Annotated in this window: 14 protein-coding genes; 8 read left to right on the forward strand and 6 right to left on the reverse strand. The window is 74.5% G+C overall.

The genetic code is table 11. The features are described from left to right. Positions 1–2: 2 nt before the first annotated feature. Positions 3–413 (reverse strand): DUF5133 domain-containing protein, encoded by a 411-nt coding sequence (locus tag AC3EUJ_RS12860; protein ID WP_431961255.1) that lies wholly within the window; start codon positions 411–413, stop codon positions 3–5. Between the two features lie 98 nt (positions 414–511). Beyond that, positions 512–1,228, reverse strand: coding sequence for an STAS domain-containing protein (locus AC3EUJ_RS12865; RefSeq protein WP_431961257.1), 717 nt, complete (start codon positions 1,226–1,228; stop codon positions 512–514). A 571-nt stretch (positions 1,229–1,799) separates the two neighbouring features. Between AC3EUJ_RS12865 and AC3EUJ_RS12870 the strand changes: the two genes are divergently transcribed. The 3 genes from AC3EUJ_RS12870 (at position 1,800) to AC3EUJ_RS12880 (ending at position 5,646) form a co-directional block, all read left to right on the forward strand. Continuing rightward, a complete protein-coding gene (locus AC3EUJ_RS12870; RefSeq protein WP_431961401.1) occupies positions 1,800–3,161 on the forward strand; it encodes an MFS transporter in 1,362 nt (453 codons plus the stop codon). 425 nt (positions 3,162–3,586) lie between these two features. Beyond that, positions 3,587–4,270, forward strand: a complete 684-nt coding sequence (locus AC3EUJ_RS12875; protein WP_431961258.1) for a winged helix-turn-helix domain-containing protein — start codon at positions 3,587–3,589, stop codon at positions 4,268–4,270. Further along, positions 4,267–5,646: a sensor histidine kinase gene (locus AC3EUJ_RS12880; RefSeq protein WP_431961259.1), complete on the forward strand. Its 1,380-nt coding sequence runs from the start codon at positions 4,267–4,269 to the stop codon at positions 5,644–5,646. Before AC3EUJ_RS12875 ends, AC3EUJ_RS12880 begins: the two co-directional genes overlap by 4 nt. Here the strand turns inward: AC3EUJ_RS12880 and AC3EUJ_RS12885 are convergent. Further along, positions 5,625–6,599 (reverse strand): TAXI family TRAP transporter solute-binding subunit, encoded by a 975-nt coding sequence (locus tag AC3EUJ_RS12885; protein ID WP_431961261.1) that lies wholly within the window; start codon positions 6,597–6,599, stop codon positions 5,625–5,627. The genes AC3EUJ_RS12880 and AC3EUJ_RS12885 overlap by 22 nt on opposite strands. Positions 6,600–7,678: 1,079 nt before the next feature. On the opposite strand from AC3EUJ_RS12885, the gene AC3EUJ_RS12890 reads away from it, so the two are divergent. Further along, complete coding sequence (locus AC3EUJ_RS12890; protein ID WP_431961263.1) at positions 7,679–7,858, forward strand: hypothetical protein; 180 nt, start codon at positions 7,679–7,681, stop codon at positions 7,856–7,858. Positions 7,859–7,922: 64 nt separating this feature from the next. Next, positions 7,923–8,492: a DinB family protein gene (locus AC3EUJ_RS12895; RefSeq protein ID WP_431961403.1), complete on the forward strand. Its 570-nt coding sequence runs from the start codon at positions 7,923–7,925 to the stop codon at positions 8,490–8,492. 299 nt (positions 8,493–8,791) lie between these two features. Here AC3EUJ_RS12895 and AC3EUJ_RS12900 read toward each other — a convergent pair whose 3' ends face one another. Further along, on the reverse strand, positions 8,792–9,154 hold the full coding sequence (locus tag AC3EUJ_RS12900; RefSeq protein ID WP_431961264.1) for a DUF1330 domain-containing protein: 363 nt from the start codon (positions 9,152–9,154) through the stop codon (positions 8,792–8,794). Between the two features lie 563 nt (positions 9,155–9,717). On the opposite strand from AC3EUJ_RS12900, the gene AC3EUJ_RS12905 reads away from it, so the two are divergent. From AC3EUJ_RS12905 to AC3EUJ_RS12915, 3 genes are all read left to right on the forward strand, one after another. After that, on the forward strand, positions 9,718–10,572 hold the full coding sequence (locus AC3EUJ_RS12905) for a serine hydrolase (protein ID WP_431961266.1): 855 nt from the start codon (positions 9,718–9,720) through the stop codon (positions 10,570–10,572). A 284-nt stretch (positions 10,573–10,856) separates the two neighbouring features. Then, entirely contained in the window at positions 10,857–11,042 is a 186-nt protein-coding gene (locus AC3EUJ_RS12910) for a hypothetical protein (protein ID WP_431961267.1), read from the forward strand. Continuing rightward, entirely contained in the window at positions 11,039–11,203 is a 165-nt protein-coding gene (locus AC3EUJ_RS12915) for a hypothetical protein (RefSeq protein WP_431961268.1), read from the forward strand. The genes AC3EUJ_RS12910 and AC3EUJ_RS12915 overlap by 4 nt, the downstream gene beginning before the upstream one ends. A 12-nt stretch (positions 11,204–11,215) precedes the next feature. Here AC3EUJ_RS12915 and AC3EUJ_RS12920 read toward each other — a convergent pair whose 3' ends face one another. Continuing rightward, positions 11,216–12,778: a glycerol-3-phosphate dehydrogenase/oxidase gene (locus tag AC3EUJ_RS12920; RefSeq protein ID WP_431961269.1), complete on the reverse strand. Its 1,563-nt coding sequence runs from the start codon at positions 12,776–12,778 to the stop codon at positions 11,216–11,218. Next, positions 12,775–13,374 carry a TetR/AcrR family transcriptional regulator gene (locus AC3EUJ_RS12925; protein ID WP_431961270.1) on the reverse strand — a complete coding sequence of 200 codons (600 nt, stop codon included), beginning with the start codon at positions 13,372–13,374 and terminating at the stop codon, positions 12,775–12,777. The genes AC3EUJ_RS12920 and AC3EUJ_RS12925 overlap by 4 nt, the downstream gene beginning before the upstream one ends.

Genomic DNA, 13,374 nt, shown 5'->3' on the forward strand with positions numbered 1-13,374 from the left:
CGTCAGCTCCCGCCGGTCAGCCGGGCGGTGACGGTTTTGGGGCGCTGGTACTCGTGCAGGGCCGGCGTGCTCAGGTCCGTGCCGTGCCCCGAGGGGTACCCCGGCCGCCGTGCGGGAGCTCGGCCGTTCGCACCAGGTGGCAGTTGAGCCAGACCTCGCCGGCGTCCAGGCGGCCGGCGAGGTCCAGGCACGTGGGTCAGGTCCCGGCTCCACACGCTCGCCGCCAGGGACTGCGGGACCCCGCCGGCCAGTGCCACTGCCGCGTCCACATCCCGCGTGCCGGTCGCCACGCACAGCGTGTACGAGACGTCCGCCATCCGGCGGCGCACCTCGGGGTCCCCGGGGTCGAGCATCCTCAGCGTCCGGTGACTGTCGACCAGGTCGTCGAGCACGGCGGGGTGCGCCAGCAGCACGTCTTCTCCTGTGGGGCGGTGTCATGGGGTCAAGCCGCTTACCTGGCTGCCGCCTACCCCCACTTCGTCCGGGCACGCAGCGGGAGAACGGGGATCCATCAGCGGCGGGTCCGCTCCGGCAACGCGGTGACGATGATCTCGCGGGTCGCCGTGCTGTCCTCGACCGTGCGGAACCCGGCGAGGGCCAGCGCGTCCAGCACCGCCGCGTGGAGCGGGCGCCGGGACGTCCCGGCCGGATGGGGCGGCGCCGTCGCACCGGGGCCGAGCAGGGTGTCCCAGCGCACGACCACGCCCCGGGGCCCCGCCTCCACGACGGGGCGGTCCTCGCCGCCGTCGTGCTGCGCGAGTGGCAGACCCGCGTCCAGCAGGGCCAGGCACACCGCCGTGTACAGGCGCCGGACGTCCGCGCCGAGCCGGTGGGCCGACGGACGGGACGGGGTCAGCGCCCCCCGGTTGCCGGTGAGGTCGAGCAGCCGCAGGACGGTGTCGCTGGCGGCGGTCACGGTCAGCGTCCGGTGCGCCGCCAGGGCGCGGTTGCGCAGCTCCAGCAGGGCGTAGAGCCCCGCGCCGTCGCAGCGGGTGACGTCGCGCAGGTCCAGGTCGAGGCCGTCCCCCGCCTCCAGGGCGGCGAAGAGGGCGCGGCGCAGTTCCGCGGCGGTCCCGGCGTCGAGCTCGCCGATCAGGACGGCCTCGGTTCGCTCGGCGCCCTGGGGACTGAGCAGGATGGTCAGGCGCGTATGGGACTCGTGCTGCCCGGCGAGTTCGGGTCCCGCGGGGACGGAGTGCACCCGCAGATCGGGAGAGCGGTCCGACATGCCGTACCTCCTGCACTTGCGCTGCTCGCCGGTGCGTGCGTCACCTCGGCGTGGAGTGCTGATGGGAAAACGTGAATGACACCCAGGGGCCCGCGTGAACATTTCCGGGCAAAGGGGTGACATCGGCATGATATGTGCTGGAGGGCCGGTTGGCGCCCGGTGTGCCGGGAACGACCGCCCGCGCGTCGCGGCGACGGGCCCCGCCCGGTCGGTGGCCGCCCGGTATGAGGGCGCACGGCAGTGCGGCGCTGTCCGTCGCGGCGGTCATCGAGCCTCCTGTCCATGAGGGAGGCCGGCCCCGCCACAGGGCCGGCCCTCCGGGAGTCCGGTTCCGAGAAGCCATACGGATCGGGACGCCCACCACGGTAGGCGCCGCCACTGACAACCGGCTCGTCGGCGTCCCCCGCGGCTGCCGGGCGGCGCGGAGCCCGTGACCGGTTTCTTAGCGGAACGTTAGATCTCGGCGCCGGACCTTGTCCGGGCGAGGCGCGGGCCCACATGCTCTGGGCACTTCGCCCCGTCCCCATCAGGGCCTTTCCCACTGGAGCCGCCGATGTCGCCGACTTCCGCCATGCCCGCGCCGCCGTCCGCCGAGGAACGCGGCAAGCGCCGCCTCGCCCTCATGGGAGGCTCGCTCGGCAATCTCGTCGAGTGGTACGACTGGTTCGTCTACGCCAGCTTCGCCATCTACTTCGCCGACTCCTTCTTCCCCGGCGGCAATCCGACCACCCAGCTGATGAACACCGCCGGCATCTTCGCGGTCGGCTTCCTCATGCGCCCCGTCGGCGGCTGGGTGCTCGGCCGCGCCGCCGACCGGCACGGCCGCAAGAGCGCGCTGAGCCTCACCGTCACCATGATGTCGGTCGCCGCTCTATTGATCGCGATCGCACCGACGTACGGACAGGCCGGTTACACCGGCGCGCTCATCCTGCTGCTCGCCCGGCTGCTGCAGGGCATGAGCATCGGCGGCGAGTACGCGGCCAGCGCGACCTACCTCACCGAGGTGTCGGCCCGCAACCGGCGCGGACTCGGCTCGTCCTTCCAGTACGTGTCGATGACGGCGGGCCAGCTGCTGGGCCTGGCGATCCTGATCACCCTCCAGCACGTGCTGACCACGGACCAGCTGCACGACTGGGGCTGGCGCGTGCCGTTCGTGCTGGGCGCGGTCTTCGCCGTCGTCGTCTTCTGGATCCGGCGCAGGCTCGAGGAGACCGACGCCTTCGCCGAGGAGGACGGCGAGCCGGACGGCGCCCGGGGCTCGCTGCGGCTGCTGTGGCGGCACCGGCGCCAGGCGCTGCTGGTCATGGCGCTCACCCTGGGCGGCACCGTCGCCTACTACACGTACACCACCTACCTCACCAAGTACCTCATCGGCAGCGCCGGAATGGCCAAGAACACCGCCACGCTGGTCAGCTTCACCGCCCTGTTCGTCTTCGCGCTGCTCCAGCCCCTGGCCGGCGCGCTGTCCGACCGGATCGGCCGCCGGCCGCTGCTGATCACCTTCGCCGTGGGATGCACCCTCGGCACCTACCCGATCATGACGGCACTCGGCTCGGCCTCCTCGTACTGGCCCGCGCTCGGGCTGTCGCTGCTCGCCCTCGTCATCGTCACCGGCTACACCTCGATCAACGCCGCCGTGAAGGCCGAACTGTTCCCGACCCGCGTCCGGGCACTGGGCGTGGCGCTGCCGTACGCGATCGCCAACGCGCTGTTCGGCGGCACCGCGGAGTACGTGGCCCTGTGGTTCAAGGACGCCGGTCACGAGACGGCCTTCTTCTGGTACGTGTCGGCGTGCGCGCTGGTCTCCCTCGTCACCTACGTCCTCATGCCCGACACCAGGAATGCCCCGCTCAGCCGCGCCGAGGAGGCGGCCGGCGACCGGGCGCCGCGGCCCGCCCGGTCGCCGGCCGAGGGCGTGGTGCCGCAGGCCTGAACCTCGCGGAGCTCCGGCGGCGCGGTCCGCGAAACCGGCAAGGGCCGCGTAGGTGGTCAAGAGCCCGTGCGCCGTCGCGCAAGATCCCTGACCGCGCCGTGCTCACGGCCGGGCCGGCCGCCGTGCGATCCCCGCATGGCGGCCGGCCCGGCGGCCGTCCCCCACCCGGCGGGACGGGCGCGAGGAAGGGGGCTCGGCGGCCCGGACCCGTCGGCGGACACGCCGCTTCTTCATCCGGGTCACCGGACGAGACTCCTCGCAGACTGACGATCAACCGCACAGGGGGCCCACGTGCCCCTCCACCTCCACTTCCGAACAGTCGTCCGCGAAGATCGGTTGACCGAGTTCGCAGACCTTCCCAAGTCGGCGGTGGCGCACCGTCGGCTCTACCGCCACCTCCCCACCACCGCCAAAGGACACCCCGTATGCACGCGCTTCTCGTCGAGGACGACGACCGCATGGCCCACGCACTCGGCACGGCACTCGCCCAGCGCGGGCACACCGTGCGACGCGTCGGCCGGGCCCTGGACGCCCTGCGGTTCGTGCACGAGGCGGAGTTCGTCCTGCTCGACCTCGGGCTCCCGGACCTGGACGGGCTGGAGCTGCTGCGGCGGCTGCGCGCCGTCTGCGGTGCCCCGCTCATCGTCGTCACCGCCCGCTGCGGGGAACGCGACATCGTCCAAGGGCTGCGCGCCGGGGCCGACGACTACGTGGTCAAGCCCTTCCGCATGGCGGAACTGATCGCCCGGATCGACACCGTGCGCCGCCGCACCTGCCCGGCCGCCGCCGGGCGCGACCGGCCCGCGCCGCCCGGTGCGCCCGTCACCGTCGGCGACACCGAGATCGACCCCGTCGGCCGTACCGTCACCGTGGCCGACGACGAAGTACGCCTCACCCGGCGCGAGTTCGACCTCCTCGCCCACCTCGCCGCCCGGCCGGGTGAGGCCCACTCCCGCGAGGAGATCCTCGACCGGATCTGGGGCGACGCCTTCCTCGCCGCGTCCCGCTCGCTCGACGTCCACGTCGCGGGCATCCGGGCCAAGACCGGCCGTCCTGCCCTCATCCGTACCGTCCGCGGCTTCGGCTACCGGCTCGGGGACGGCCGGTGACGCGCCGCCTCCTCGCCGTCCTCACCGCCCTGATGGGCGCCGCGGCTCTCCTGCTGTCGCTGCCACTCGCCGACGCCTACGCCCGTGAACGCACCGAGCACCTGCTGCTGCAGCGCCGCGCCGAGGCCGTACGCTTCGCCGACCTCGCCGAGCGGGCGCGCAGCGCCGCGGACCGCGCCGAACTGGCCGCCGAGATCCGGCGCTACGCGCAGCTCTACGGGGCCGGCGTCACCGTCGTCGACACCGCCGGGCGCACCCTGGCCCGCTCCGGCTCCCGCAGCCCCGCCGGCGCGTTCACCGAGGCGAGCGGCCGGGCCCTGACCGGGCGGTCCACCGAACGGCTGCCGACGCTGCGCCCGTGGGGGCCGCGCAGCGTCGTGGTGGCCGAGCCGGTGGGCCGCGACGAACGGGTCAGTGGCGCCGTGCTGCTCACCGTGCCCACCGCCGCCGCCCGGCGTGACGTCGCCGTCCGCTGGTGGCTGATCGGCGTCGGCGCCCTCGCCGCGTTCACCGCCGCGGCGCTCGTGGCCGCCGGGATCGCGCGCTGGCTGCTGCGCCCCGTCCGCGACCTGGACCGCGCCGTCGAGGGGCTCGCCTCCGGCAGCCTCCAGTCCCGCGCGGTCTCCGACTCCGGGCCGCCGGAACTGCGGCGTCTGCGGCGCCACTTCAACTCCATGGCCGAGGCCGTGGCGGACTCCATCGGCCGCCAGCGCGACTTCGTCGCGGACGCCTCCCACCAGCTCCGCAACCCCCTGGCCACCCTCGTCCTGCAACTGGAGAACGTCGAGCCCCACCTGACCCCGGGCCCCGGTCGCGCCGAGCACGCCCGCGCCCTGGACGAGGCCGAGCGGCTCGGGGAACTCCTCGACGGGCTGCTGGCCCTGGCCCGCGTCGAAGCGGGCGACGCCCCCCTCGCCGACGAGGACGTCACCGCGGCGGTACGACGACGCGTCGCCGCCTGGGAGCCGGTGTTCAGCGCCTCGGGGCTGCGCCTCAGTGCGGACGTCCAGGACGGGCTGCGGGCCCGCACGCTGCCCGACGCCGTCGGCCGGGTCCTCGACGCGCTCCTCGACAACGCCGTCAAGTTCGTGCCGTCCGGGGGCCGGGTGGACGTCCACGCCGCCCGCCGCGAGGACCGGCTGCTGGTGTGTGTCGGCGACGACGGGCCGGGCGTTCCACCCGACCATCTGCCTGTCCTGCTGCGGCGCTTCGCCCGGGTCCCCGGGCACCAGAACGTGCCCGGCAGCGGCTTGGGCCTCGCCATCGCCGACGAGATCGCCCGCTGCAGCGGCGGCAGCCTCACCGTTCGCGGTGCCGCCCCGCACGGGCTGCGCTTCGAGCTCCGCCTGCCTCCTCAGCCGAACACCGAGCGGTAGTACGCCGCCGCCCCCGGGTGCAGCGGCACGCTCCCGGTGGAGATCGCGAACCGCGGCTCCAGGCGCGCGCCCGCCGTCACCTCCGCCAACAGCACCCGCCGGCGGTCGAACACCACGGCCAGCAGCTCACGCACCGCGTGGTCCGGCACATCGGCCCGGGCCGTGAGGTAGTTGCTCACCCCGATCGTGCCGACCGGCTCCCGCAGCCCGTAGGCGCCCGCCGGGATCGTGACCGCGCAGTACACCGGCCCGTAGACGGCGCGCAGCCCCGCCACATGACCGTCCAGGGCCAGGAAGCGCAGCGGCAGCTCCCGGGCGAGGTCGGCGAGAAGCGGCGTCGGCACCCCACCCGACCAGATCAGCGCGTCGACCTCGCCGTCGCGCAGCGCCGCGGCGGACTCCGCCGCCTCCAGCTGGCGTGCCCGCACCGCCCGCGCGCCGGTCAGCCCGGCCGCACGCAGCAGCCGCTCCGCGACGACCTGCGCGCCCGAGCCCGACGCGCCCGCGGCCACGGGCCGCCCGGCGAGCTGAGCCAGCGTGCGCACCGGCCCCCGGGCCGGCACCACGACATGCGTGTAGTTGACGTACACGCGGGCCAGCGCGGTCACCGCGACCGGGCGCGGGAACATCTCGCGTCCCAGTACCGCGTCCTCGGCCGCGTCGGCCATCGTGAGTGCGAGCTCCGCGGAACCGGCATCCAGTTTCCGGAGGTTGTCCACGCTCGCCGCGGTCGCCAGCGGTACGACCTCCAGGCGTTGCCCGCCCGTCCCCGCGGCCTGTGCCAGGGCCTGCCCGAAGGCGTTGTACGGGCCGCCCACCGCCCCCGTCGCGATTCTCAGCCGGGTCACCGGGCCCGACTGTCCTCGGCACGCCGTCACCAGCGCCGCGAGCGCCCCGCCGCCCGCGGCGAGCAGGCTCCGGCGGGTCGTGGTGGGCGTATCGGCGCGGATCATCCGGGCAGGCTAGCCACTTTCCGTTGCGGTGTCAGGCCCCGGACGCGCGGCGTCCGGGGCCGGGTCCCCGGTCAGCGGCCGGCAGTGCCGCCGCGCAGGCTGGTCACGACGCGAGGACGGTGCCCACCGACAGGACGGCGGCGAAGCCGATCACGGCGGGTGCCGGCGCGGCGTGTGCGCCTCGTCGCCGAACCGATCGTGATGCGGTGCGCGCCCGATCATCCGCTCGCGGCCGAGGAGGAGGTCACGCTCGACCTGCCTGTTGGCCGTCGAGCGCTGCGTGGACCCCCCATCGGACGGGGCGATCCGCGTCCAGGCCGACCAGGCCCGCCAGGACGCCGGGCTCGTACGCCGCACCGTGTGCGAGGCCGACGAATGGCCCCTGGCCATCGAACCGGTAGCCGCGGGCGTGGGCAGCGCCCCGGTACCGGACGGCCTTGACTTCCCCTCCCGCGCACACCCCGCTGGCGCGCTCCGGCCCGTACCGCCGGCCGGAATCCGCATGCTGCGGCGCATCGACCCCGTCTCCCCCAAGGGGCATGCGGCCGTCCGTCGGACCGCCGCTTCATCGAACACGGCAGCGGCAGCCTCCGTACGCCGGGCGGTGGTACCACTTGCGGCGTGGGGAGCCGACAGGTCCAACCCCGCCGGCCGGGGATGAGGGGGACTCAGACCAGGGGGCGGAGCCTGCCGCGACGTGACGCCGCTGCGGCTACCGCGGTCATGCAGGGGGTGCAGTACTCGTCTCGGCAGTCGTCGTCGGGTGCCGGAACGGGCCGGCCGGCGAGGGCACGGCCGCACAGGGCGCTTCCGTCAAGCCGGAGAACGTGCCACAACTGGGCGGATCCGGCTTCCGTCGCTATGGGTTCGGCGCGCATGTCGTACATCGGCGACCTCCCACTCGAACGCGGATGCGGTCACGCCCATGAGATGCCGACGGCCCCGAAGCCGCGACCGAGGGGCCGCCGAACGGGTGAATCGCCCAGGGTGACGGGCGGGGATCAGCCGCGCTGGACGAGCGTCAGCAGTTCCGTGACGTCCAGCGAGGCCTCGACGTGGGGAGGGACAAAGACTCCGCCATGAAGTGCTGGACGCGCGGACCGGGCCTCACGAAGACCGGCCTGAACGGCAACACCGGCTTCCAGACGGTCGAGCAGGGCGGGCAGGTCACCGCGCGCATGGCGCTCGTCCGCGCCGGCGCCCGACCGGCGGCTACGCGAGGCGCCGTGCCAGGCGGCGCGGGGCAGGCATGCGTGTGACGACAGGCCCTGGCGTCCTCCGCCGCACAAACTCGGTGGCGGACCCGTGGCGTCACGAACCATCATGCGGGGCATGAGCGATCAAGTGCCACGTTGGACCAGGGCGACCGTCTACCCCGACATGTGGGTCGACCCGGACGACGACCCCCGCAACAGCGAAGGCCCGAGTCCGGACGGTGAGCTCGCCACCCTCCAGGACTTCCTGACGAACTACCGCATGACCCTGCGGATGAAGTGCCAGGACCTGGACGCGGAGCAAATGGCCCGTCGTTCCGTCCCGCCGTCGACGATGTCGCTGCTCGGCCTGGTGCGGCACCTCGCCGAGGTGGAACGGGACTGGCGCAACTGGATCAGCGACGCCGAGCCGCTGCCGAAGCTGTACGGCCGGCGCGACGCGGACTTCGAGGGCGCCGCCGCCGATCAGGCCGTGGTCGAGGCCGCGTACCGCGATCTGGAACGTGAGCAGGCAGCCACCGACGCGGCGCTCGCCGAGCATCCGGATCTGGGCGCGCACGTGGGCAAGGACGGGATCACCGTCCGGGAGTTGATGGTGCACCGGATCGAGGAGTACGCCCGGCACTGCGGGCACGCCGACCTGTTGCGTGAGTGCGTCGACGGCCGGGTGGGCCAGTGACGGGGGCCTGAGCCCTTCCCGGCCCGGGGCCGTCGCGCGATCCGTGGGAGTCCACACCCCTCAGGTGATCAGGCGGGCTCACGCGCCGGGCTACCCGTACAGGGCGGAAGAGGGTGAGGAACAGGCACGAGAGCTCTCGGCCGGGAGACCGCCCGCCGGCTGATCGAGCTGGGGCGCAGCGTGCACGTCGGCGGCCGCGACGAGCGCCGCGGCCGGGCGGCGGCCGACGAACTCGGAGCGCACTTCCCGCCCCTCGACGTGACCGAACCGAGGCCGGCGGCATCGTGGGGTGCGGCCGGTCACGCCGGCAGCGCGCCCGTCCGCCTGGCCTCCTCCCTGAGCCGCGCGGCCGTCCTGGTGACGTCGTAGCCGGCGCCGACGCCGTCGACGAGGATGACCTCGCCCTCCAGGTGGCGGGTGCGGAGCGGAAGGATTTCCTGGTAGGCGCTCGACCGGTACCAGGCGCGCGCCCGGTCCATGTCCGGGAACCCGATCAGGACGATGGTCCCGGGCCACTGCCCCTCGACGGCCTCCACGGCCGCGCCGTGGACGAGGAAGCGGCCGCCGAAGGGGTCCATGGTGTCCTGGATGCGGTCCATGTAGGTGAAGACCTCCTCATGGGGCTTTCCGGGACGAAGGTGGCCGACGGCGTAGGCGGTCATGGCTGCTCCCTGGGTCGTGGTGTCCGGTGTCCGTCCTGCCGGATGTCCCTGATCCTGCCGGGCCCTCGCGGGCCGGTCGATTACGCCGGAGGTAATGCGCGGACGCGGGGCGGGTGGCCCGCGCGGGATGCGAGCTTCATCACATCAGGGGCATATCGCCACGGGTCGGACAAGTGTTCGACGCGTGGAGCGGGGCTCGCCCGGAAGGATGACCGACGGCCGGAGTGGCTGCTCGCCCTCCCGGCCGGTGGCGACGCGTAGCGCCCGCCGCTACAGCGCAGCACCCGCCGCTCAACGACGGCTCGCCGCGCCGGACTTGGGGCGCAGGCGGCGCCAGGCGGCCGCCCCGCAACGGTGTTCTGCCGCCGCCCTGTCGCCGCCCCGCGGACCCCCCTGTGCCATACCCCGGTGAACGCTCCGGCGACCGGGTGACACGGCGCCGACGGGCCCTCGGCAGCCCTCGCCGCCCCTTTCGCGTAGCCGACATCACATCCCGTCCTGCCCAACCGTCCGCCCACACTGGGCAGTCAGCCGGACGGCAGCAACCCGATGGACGGAGTGACATGGGTCATACCCGAATATCCCGGCGCGTCGTGGCCGCCGCGGTCGTCGCAGGTGTGGCGGTCCCCGTGGCCGCGGGAGCCGCGACGGCGCAGGCCGTCGCCGCGACGCCCCAGGTGAGCTGCAGCTCGGCGGCGCCCGGACTGGCCGCGAAGCTGCAGCGGGACATCACGACGGCCCTGGCCGGCAGCACCGCCCGCACCGCCCTCTCCCTGCACGACCGCACGACCGGCACGTCGTGCACACTGCGTGCGGACCAGCACTTCGACTCCGCCAGCACGGTCAAGGTCACCGTCCTGGCGACCCTCCTCCGGGACGTACGGCAGCACCACCGTCACCTCACCTCCCGCGAGGCCGGGCTCGCCACCGCCATGATCACGAAGTCGGACAACGACGCCACGACCGCGCTGTGGAAGCAGCTCGGCGTCGCCGAGGTCAACGACTTCCTGTCCGCCGCCGGCATGAGCCACACCGTGGCGGCCGGCGGCGGGGCCTGGGGCCTCACCCGGATCACCGCCGGGGACGAGCAGAAGCTGATGGACCTGCTCACGGCGCCGAACCCCGTGCTCGCCGACGACGCGCGCGCCTATGCGCTCAGGCTCATGAACGAGGTCGTCCCCTCCCAGCGCTGGGGCACCCCCGCGGGCGCCCCGGACTCCGTGGCCGTCCACGTCAAGAACGGCTGGCTCTCCCGCGCCACCCACGGCTGGCGGGTGCACAGCCTGGGCGCCTTCACCGGCGGCGGCCACGACTACAGCATCACGGTGCTCACCGACGACGACGCGACGATGGCTTCCGGCGTTGCGACGGTCGAGGCGGTCTCCCGCGCGATCCACCAGGACCTCGACGCGGCCTGAGTACGCGCCGGGCCCGCCGCCTCGGCGACGGAACGCGGGGCCTGTACATTCCGTCCAGTCCGGACGTGCGGTCCAGCCGGGCCCGGGTACGGCGGGCTCCGCGGCGGCGCAGGGGTCCGCGGCCGGGACGGTGCCGGGCGCGGGACCAGCGACCGGATGCTCCTCCACTGCTTCGGCGGCAAGGAACGCCGGGTCGACCAGGCGCTCGCCCGGGACACGAGCAGGCCGATGCTGCGCTTCGCCAGGTCCTCGCCGCCACGGGCACCCCCCGGGACGCGGCGGGTATGCGCCGCCTGCCGGAGGCGCTGTGGGAGGAGATCCGCAGGCCCGAGCGCCGTCCGCTGCTGCCGCTGTACTTCGAGCTGATCGCGGCCGCCACGCTGAAGCCCGATCGCCACGGCCCGTACACGCGCGACAGGTGGCCGAGTGGGCGCGACTCCTCATCCCTGTGTTCGAGGGGCTGGGCATGAGCGGGGAACGTGCACGCGGCGAGGCCCGTCTGCTGCTGCTCGCTCCCCTCATGGAAGGCGACGAGGAGCATACGGACCCCGCGTTGCGCACGCTCCTCGACCGCCTCGAACCCGGCTGGGACGCCGCGGACCGCGCACCCGGAGGCGCCGCCCTCCGGTGACCCCGGATGGGTTCACGCCCCGGACAGTGCCTCTTCGGCCGCCTTCAGCGCCGCCTCGCGGTCGGCCGGGACGAGCCCGACACGGGTGCGCCGGTCGAGGAGGTCGCCGGCGTCGAGCGCGCCTTCGTGGCGTACCGCCCACACCAGTTCGGCCCGCGTGACGGGGTGGCCGGCGACGACCGGTTCCCGCAGGGCGGGGTCCTTGGCGCCGAGGGCGTGCACGGCGGGGGCCTCGGTGCCGTAGCGCTGGACCAGGCGGCGCGGGGCCCGCAGGCCGGTGAGCACGTGCGGCGCGGCGGCGCCCACGAGCGGGAGCGACGTGGTGCGGCAGGGGCCGGCGCCGAGCCCCCCGGCCGTGACGGCCGCGTCGACGGCGTCCTGGGCCATGCGGCGGTAGGTGGTGAGCTTGCCGCCGACGACGGTCACCACCCCCTCGGCCGAGGTGAGCACCGCGTGCTTGCGCGAGATGTCGGCGGTGCGGCCCGAGCCGTCGGCGGAAGTGTCGAGCAGCGGGCGCAGCCCGGCGAACGCCCCCACGACGTCGTCGCGGTGGACGGGGACGTCGAGCGCCGTGCCGAGCACGTCGAGCAGGAAGCCGATGTCCGTCTCGGGCACCTCCGGCACATCGGGGACGGCGCCGTCGACCGGCTCGTCGGTCAGCCCGACGTACACCCGGCCGTCGCCCTGCGGCAGGACGAGCACGAAGCGGTTGGACTCGCCGGGGACCGGGATGTGCAGGCCCGCGGGCGGGCCGCCGAGGCCCTCGCAGCGCAGGACCAGGTGCGTGCCCCGGGACGGCCGCAGCCGTACGCCGTCGACCAGGCCGCCCGCCCACACGCCGGAGGCGTTGACCACCGCGCGGGCCCGGATCGTGTGTTCCTCGCCGGTCAGCTCGTCGCGTACGAGGGCGCCCGAGCCGCTGAGCGAGAGCGCGCGCACCCGCGTCAGGACGCGCGCCCCGTGTGCCGCGGCGGTGCGCGCTATCGCGGTCACCAGGCGGGCGTCGTCGGCGAGTTGGCCGTCCCAGGACAGCAGGCCGCCACGCAGTCCCGCGGTGCGCAGGGACGGGGCGAGGTGGCGGGTCTCCACCGCGGACAGCCGGCGCGGCGCCGGGAGCGTGGCCCGCGCCGTCCGTGCCGACAGGCGCAGCGCGTCGCCGGCCCGGAAACCGGACCAGGCCAGCGCGGCCTGGCCGCGCGAGACCAGTGGCGTCAGCGGCAGCACGAAGGGCTGGGCCCGGACGAGGTGGGGGGCGGTGCGCTCCATCAGCACGCCGCGCTCCACCGCGCTCTCGTACGCGACGTCCAACTGGCCGGAGGCCAGGTAGCGCAGGCCGCCGTGGATCAGCTTGGAGCTCCACCGGGAGGTGCCGAAGGCCAGGTCGTGGGCGTCGATCGCGGCGACCGACAGCCCGCGGGACGCCGCGTCGAGGGCGGCGCCCGCGCCGGTGGCGCCGAGGCCGACGACGAGGACGTCCACCTGCTCGCCGGCGGCGAGTCCGGTCAGTTCGCGGGCGCGCCGGGCGGCGGTGAGCGAGGACGCGGGGGAGGGGGCCGGGCTGCTCGTGGGGCTCATGGGGTGAGGGTCCTCTCCAGGATGTCCCGCAGCTCCCCGAGGAAGGCCGCGGAGTTCAGGTCGGGGTCGTCCTCGTCGGTCATCGTGCGCAGCGAGAGCGTGAACGACTGGACGACCAGCAGCACGGAACGGGCCTGCCGGTCCAGGTGGTCGGCGCGGACCGAACCGTCGGCGTGGCCCTCCGCCAGCGCCCCGGAGACCAGCTTCAGCAGCGCGTCCTGGCTGGCGCCCCGGCGGTCCAGTACGTAGGGGAGGAGGAGTTCGGGGTCGACGTCGAGGATCTTGACGAACAGCGGGTGGGCGCGGAAGGCGCGCACCCCCGCCACCAGTCCCTCGACCAGACGCGTCCGCGTGCCGGTGCCCGCGCGCCGCTCGGGCATCGCCTCCACCGCGACCGAGACCCACTCCCGGGTCATCAGGTCGCCGACAAGGGTGCGTACGTCGGGCCACCGCCGGTAGAGCGTCATGCGGGAGACGCCGGCGCGGCGGGCCACGTCGGTCAGGGTCGTGCGGCGGACGCCGACGGCCAGGACGCAGTCGTGGACCGCGTCGAGCACCGGGTCGCTGTCCGACTGGTTGTGACGAATAGGCGTCAT

The sequence above is a fragment of the Actinacidiphila sp. bgisy160 genome (genome assembly GCF_057707815.1).

Coding starts and splice junctions, on each gene's coding strand:
- AC3EUJ_RS12925 (WP_431961270.1), bottom strand. CDS start 13,374: ATGACGCCTATTCGTCACAACCAGTCGGACAGCGACCCGGTGCTCGAC.
- AC3EUJ_RS12890 (WP_431961263.1), top strand. CDS start 7,679: ATGAAGTGCTGGACGCGCGGACCGGGCCTCACGAAGACCGGCCTGAAC.
- AC3EUJ_RS12920 (WP_431961269.1), bottom strand. CDS start 12,778: ATGAGCCCCACGAGCAGCCCGGCCCCCTCCCCCGCGTCCTCGCTCACC.
- AC3EUJ_RS12910 (WP_431961267.1), top strand. CDS start 10,857: ATGCGCCGCCTGCCGGAGGCGCTGTGGGAGGAGATCCGCAGGCCCGAG.
- AC3EUJ_RS12865 (WP_431961257.1), bottom strand. CDS start 1,228: ATGTCGGACCGCTCTCCCGATCTGCGGGTGCACTCCGTCCCCGCGGGA.
- AC3EUJ_RS12885 (WP_431961261.1), bottom strand. CDS start 6,599: ATGATCCGCGCCGATACGCCCACCACGACCCGCCGGAGCCTGCTCGCC.
- AC3EUJ_RS12895 (WP_431961403.1), top strand. CDS start 7,923: ATGCGGGGCATGAGCGATCAAGTGCCACGTTGGACCAGGGCGACCGTC.
- AC3EUJ_RS12875 (WP_431961258.1), top strand. CDS start 3,587: ATGCACGCGCTTCTCGTCGAGGACGACGACCGCATGGCCCACGCACTC.
- AC3EUJ_RS12870 (WP_431961401.1), top strand. CDS start 1,800: ATGCCCGCGCCGCCGTCCGCCGAGGAACGCGGCAAGCGCCGCCTCGCC.
- AC3EUJ_RS12915 (WP_431961268.1), top strand. CDS start 11,039: ATGAGCGGGGAACGTGCACGCGGCGAGGCCCGTCTGCTGCTGCTCGCT.
- AC3EUJ_RS12905 (WP_431961266.1), top strand. CDS start 9,718: ATGGGTCATACCCGAATATCCCGGCGCGTCGTGGCCGCCGCGGTCGTC.
- AC3EUJ_RS12900 (WP_431961264.1), bottom strand. CDS start 9,154: ATGACCGCCTACGCCGTCGGCCACCTTCGTCCCGGAAAGCCCCATGAG.